The organism is Stenotrophomonas panacihumi (genome assembly GCF_001431645.1).
Classification (GTDB): domain Bacteria; phylum Pseudomonadota; class Gammaproteobacteria; order Xanthomonadales; family Xanthomonadaceae; genus Stenotrophomonas_A; species Stenotrophomonas_A panacihumi.
Window position 1 is genome coordinate 1 of sequence record NZ_LLXU01000006.1, and the last position, 3483, is coordinate 3483.

3 protein-coding genes are annotated in these 3483 nt (G+C 66.3%); 2 read left to right on the top strand and 1 reads right to left on the bottom strand.

What is annotated here, in order from left to right; genetic code table 11:
• Nucleotides 1-917: methyl-accepting chemotaxis protein (locus ARC20_RS00490; protein ID WP_057642703.1), on the top strand; the 917-nt coding region annotated here is incomplete at its 5' end.
• A gap of 70 nt (nucleotides 918-987) precedes the next feature.
• Here ARC20_RS00490 and gap read toward each other — a convergent pair.
• Nucleotides 988-1992 carry a type I glyceraldehyde-3-phosphate dehydrogenase gene (gene gap, locus ARC20_RS00495; RefSeq protein WP_057642705.1) on the bottom strand — a complete coding sequence of 335 codons (1005 nt, stop codon included), beginning with the start codon at nucleotides 1990-1992 and terminating at the stop codon, nucleotides 988-990.
• Nucleotides 1993-2205: 213 nt separating this feature from the next.
• Between gap and ARC20_RS00500 the strand changes: the two genes are divergently transcribed.
• On the top strand, nucleotides 2206-2832 hold the full coding sequence (locus tag ARC20_RS00500) for an OmpW/AlkL family protein (protein WP_057642708.1): 627 nt from the start codon (nucleotides 2206-2208) through the stop codon (nucleotides 2830-2832).
• The last annotated feature ends 651 nt before the right edge of the window (nucleotides 2833-3483 follow it).

The window sequence follows — 3483 nt, forward strand, 5'->3', positions numbered from 1 at the left end:
AGTCGGCGCGCATCGGCGCGGCCGGCCGCGGCTTCGCGGTGATCGCCCAGGAGATGGACGTGCTCTCGCGCCGCGTGGCCGAAGCCACGCGCGACATCGACCGCACCGCCGAGACCACGCGCGGAGAAATGCACGAGACGCTGGCGCGGCTGGAGGACGACGTGCGTCGCACGCGGCTGGGCGAGCTGGCGCTGGTCAACATCGACCTGATCGACCGCAACCTCTACGAGCGCAGCTGCGACGTGCGCTGGTGGGCCACGGACGCGGCGGTGGTGGCGGCCGCGCGGCCGACCCGCACGCCGGAGGAACTGGCGCATGCATCAAAGCGCATGGGGCAGATCCTCGACTCATACACGGTGTATTTCGACCTGGTGCTGGTGGGGATGGACGGGCGCGTGCTGGCCAACGGCCGCCCCAGCCTCTACGACTCCACCGGCCTGGACGTGCGCGACAACGAGTGGTTCGAAGGCGCGCTGCGCACCGCGAGCGGCGAGGAGTTCAGTTTCCAGACCGTGCACGCCACGCCGCTGGCCGGCGGCGAGCGCGTGCTGGTGTATGCGTGCAGCGTGCGCGAGGGCGGGCGCGTGGATGGGCGGATGCTGGGCGTGCTCGGCATCGTGTTCCGCTGGGATGCGCTGGCGCAGACGGTGGTGCAGCGCACGCCGCTCTCGGAGCAGGAGTGGGCGCGCAGCCGCGTGTGCATCGTCGATGGCGAGGGGCGGGTGCTGGCCGATTCTTCCGGGCGCATCCTGCAGGACGTGATCGATTTCCCCGGCCGCGAGCAGCTGCTGCGCCAGCCGCGCGCCGCGCAGGTGGTCGAGTACGGCGGGCGTCCGCACTGCATCGCGCATGCGGCCTCGCCGGGCTACGAGACGTACCGCACCGGCTGGCATTCGTTGATCCTGCAAGCGGTGTAACGCTTCGCATACCCGCCACAAAAAAACCCCGGCATGGGCCGGGGTTTTTCGTTGCATCGGTGCGGGCGGCTTACTTCGCCGCCACGACCTTGGCCAGCTCCAGGCACTTGTTGGAGTAGCCCCACTCGTTGTCGTACCAGCTCACCAGCTTGACGAAGGTGTCGTCGAGCTGGATGCCGGCGTCGGCGTCGAACACCGAGGTGCAGGTCTCGCCGCGGAAGTCGGTCGCCACGACCTTGTCCTCGGTGTAGCCGAGGATGCCCTTCAGCGCGCCTTCGCTCTGTGCCTTGATCTCGGCGCAGATCTCGGCGTAGGTCGCCGGCCTTTCCAGTTCGCAGGTCAGGTCGACCACCGAGACGTCGCTGGTCGGCACGCGGAAGCTCATGCCGGTCAGCTTCTTGTTGAGCGACGGGATGACCTTGCCGACGGCCTTGGCCGCGCCGGTCGAGGACGGGATGATGTTTTCCAGGATGCCGCGGCCACCGCGCCAGTCCTTGTTGGACGGGCCATCGACGGTCTTCTGCGTGGCGGTGGCGGCATGCACGGTGGTCATCAGGCCACGCTTGATGCCCCACTTGTCGTGGATGACCTTGGCCAGCGGGGCCAGGCAGTTGGTGGTGCACGAGGCGTTGGAGACGATGGTCTCGCCGTTGTACTCGGCGTGGTTCACGCCGTAGACGAACATCGGCGTGTCGTCCTTGGACGGGGCCGACATGATGACCTTCTTCGCGCCGGCGGCCAGGTGCTTCTCGGCGGTTTCCTTGGTCAGGAACAGGCCGGTGGATTCGATGACGACTTCGGCGCCGACCTCGTCCCACTTCAGGTTGGCCGGGTCGCGTTCCTGGGTCAGGCGGATCTTCTTGCCGTTGACCAGCAGGGTGTTGCCGTCGACCTTCACGTCGCCCTTGAAGCGGCCGTGGACCGAGTCGTACTGGAGCATGTAGGCCAGGTAGTCCGGCTCCAGCAGGTCGTTGATGGCGACGATCTCGATGTCGTTGCCGAAGTTCTGCACCGCCGAACGCAGCACGTTGCGCCCGATGCGACCGAAACCGTTGATGCCGACCTTGATTGCCATGTTCACAAGCTCCTGCGGCCGCGCCAGCGCGGCGGGTGGAAAGGGAGGGCCATTCTAGCAGGGCCGGCCGGGGCGACTGGCCGGGGCCGGGCGTCCACCCGGGGCGCTGAGCGGCGGCTGAGCGCGGGGCGCGATTTGATTGCGATCAAGGCGGGGATGCAAGGCGGCGCGGAGACTGGCGCCAGACCCAAACCACCCCGGAAAGACAAGACAATGCGCAACAAGATGATCCTCAGCTGTGCCCTGGCTGCTGCCGTCGCCGCCGTCGCCACCCCCGCCCTGGCGCAGTCCAAGGGCGACTGGACCCTCGGCGTGGGCGTGCACCAGGTGAACCCGAAGTCCGACAACGGCAAGCTGGCCGGCGGCACGCTGGCGGTGGACGTGGACAGCGACGTGAAGCCGACGATCACCGGCGAGTATTTCATCGCCGACAACGTGGGCATCGAGGTGCTGGCGGCGCTGCCGTTCAAGCACGACATCAACATCGACGGCCTGGGCCGCGTGGGCAGCACCAAGCACCTGCCGCCGGTGGTGTCGATCCAGTACCACTTCAACAGCAAGGGCAAGGTGTCGCCGTTCGTCGGCGCGGGCATCAACTACACGACGTTCTTCAGCGAGGACGCTACCGGTGCGCTGGCTGGCAGCAAGCTGAAGCTGGAAGATTCGTGGGGCCTGGCTGCGCATGCGGGCCTGGACTTCAAGGTCGCCGACAAGAGCGCCATCCGCGTGGATCTGCGCTGGATCGACATCGACAGCAAGGTGAAGCTGGATGGCGAGAAGATCGGCACGGTCAATATCGATCCGCTGGTGTATGGCGTGGCTTACGTGCACCAGTTCTGATACTGGCGCCGGTTTATTCCATAGGTCGAGTGTGTGTGGGGGAGCTGCGACATCCTGGGGAGGGTGTCGTGGCTTTTTTTTTGGCCTGCGGCCGGCTTTTTTTTGGGGGGCTGCCGTGCTGTGTTGGCTTTGTTGGCCTTCGATGTTGGTCGGCTGTTTTGTTGTTTTTGCACGGCCTGCGGGGGTGGGACCCTTTCGGGACACGCCGTGAACCCATCCATGGGGGCTCGTCGGCGACATCCATGTCGCCAACGGTCCCGAAAGGGTCCCACCCCCACAGTCCCTCCAGATCTCCACGACCGGACGACACAAGCAACAAGCCCTCTCCGCCACACACCGCCGGGACCCCAAAGAGCAAGAGCGGAATGGGGAATTGAGGTTGAGGTGATGGGTGAGAGGAGGGCTTTGCTCTTCCCCCCCCACCACTTTCTGGCGCTTTGCCGATCGAAGCGTGAAAAACGAAGCGCCTTGCGCCGACCTGGCGGGTATGGGCGTCAGCGGGCCATGGATGGCCCGCGTGCGGCGAGTCGAACAGGATGTTCGCCCGAGCCGTGACGACCCTACCCGCCAGGCCGGTGCCCGCACCGTAAGGCAACACAACTAGCCGCCCTGCACGCAGCGCCTCAACGCTACCGCCTCACCACTTGTAAT